Origin of the sequence: Rhodopseudomonas sp. (assembly GCF_048594845.1) — a bacterium.
Lineage (GTDB): Bacteria > Pseudomonadota > Alphaproteobacteria > Rhizobiales > Xanthobacteraceae > Rhodopseudomonas.
In genome coordinates, this window is sequence record NZ_JBMDXE010000304.1 from 1 (window position 1) to 1785 (window position 1785).

1 pseudogene is annotated in these 1785 nt (G+C 67.9%); it reads left to right on the plus strand.

The annotated features are described in order from the left end of the window. Positions 1-1505: pseudogene (mutS, locus tag ACOJTD_RS19840) on the plus strand (DNA mismatch repair protein MutS); the annotation flags it as partial. Positions 1506-1785: the final 280 nt, after the last annotated feature.

The window sequence follows — 1785 nt, forward strand, 5'->3', positions numbered from 1 at the left end:
AGCTCTCCCGCCTCGCCGAACCGCCGCAGGACATCGCCGGCGCGATGGCGGCGCTGCATAGGCCGTCGCGCGATCTGTGCGCCGAACTCGGCCGCGCGCTCGCCGACGAGTTGCCGCTGCTGAAGCGCGATGGCGGCTTCGTGCGCGACGGCTAAGAGGCGGAGCTGGACGAAACCCGCAAGCTGCGCGACGCCTCGCGCCTCGTCGTCGAGTCGATGCAGGCGCGCTACGCCGACGACACCGGCATCAAGGCGCTGAAAATCCGGCACAACAACGTGCTCGGCTACTTCGTCGAGGTCAGCGCGCAGCACGGCGACAAGCTGATGGCGCCGCCGCTCAACGCCGTTTTCATCCATCGCCAGACACTGGCCGGGCAGGTGCGCTTCACCACCGCCGAGCTCGGCGAGATCGAGGCCAAGATCGCCAATGCGGGCGACCGCGCGCTCGGCCTCGAGCTCGAGATATTCGACCGGCTCGCCGCCTTGATCGACGCTGCCGGCGACGATCTGCGCGCCGCCGCGCACGCCTTCGCGCTGCGCGACGTCGCCACCGCACTGGCCAAGCTGGCGGCCGACGACAACTACGTGCGGCCCGAGGTCGACGAGTCGTTGAGCTTTGCGATCGAAGGCGGCCGGCATCCGGTGGTGGAGCAGGCGCTGCGGCGCGCCGGCGAGCCGTTCATCGCCAATGCCTGCGACCTGTCGCCCGGGCCGGCGCAGAAGAACGGCCAGATCTGGCTGCTGACCGGCCCGAACATGGCCGGTAAGTCGACCTTCCTGCGCCAGAACGCGCTGATTGCGCTGTTAGCGCAGGTCGGCAGCTACGTGCCGGCCGGCCGGGCCCGCATCGGCGTGGTCGACCGGCTGTTCTCGCGCGTCGGCGCCGCCGACGATCTGGCCCGCGGCCGTTCGACCTTCATGGTCGAAATGGTCGAGACCGCCGCGATCCTCAATCAGGCGTCCGAGCGGGCGCTGGTGATCCTCGACGAGATCGGCCGCGGCACGGCGACCTTTGACGGCCTGTCGATCGCCTGGGCGGCGATCGAGCATCTGCATGAACAAAACCGCTGCCGTTCGCTGTTTGCGACGCATTATCACGAGCTGACTGCGCTGTCGGCCAAGCTGCCACGGCTGTTCAACGCCACGGTGCGGGTCAAGGAATGGCGCGGCGAGGTGGTGTTCCTGCATGAGGTGCTGCCGGGCTCCGCCGACCGCTCCTACGGCATCCAGGTCGCCAAGCTGGCCGGCCTGCCCGCGAGTGTGGTGTCGCGCGCCAAGTCGGTGTTGGCCAAGCTCGAGGCCAACGACCGCGGCCAGCCCAAGACGCTGATCGACGATTTGCCGCTATTCGCCATCACGGCCCGCGCTCCCGCGGAGGCGGCCCCGCCGAGCGAAGCCGAGCAACTGATCGAGGCGGTGAAGGCGCTACATCCCGACGAGATGTCACCGCGCGAAGCGTTGGATGCCCTGTATGCGCTCAAGGCGAAGCTGCCGAAGGGCGAATGAACTTTGTGCTGGCTTGCGGCGCAGCGGCTCCTCCTGAGAGCCTGACCGGGAATGCAGTCAACAAAATCGGTTACTTCCCTCTCAGCCGGTCATGCCCGGCCTTGTGCCGGGCATCCACGCCTTGCTGGCGGAGATGCAGAAAAGGCGTGGATGGCCGGGACAAGCCCGGCCATGACGAGACTAATCGCGATTTGAAAGAATCCCGCAGCCCCTGATTTTGCAGCCCACGTTTGTTAGCCTCTGAGGCGCCCGGCGAGGCCGGACGTCTGGCGCCGCACCT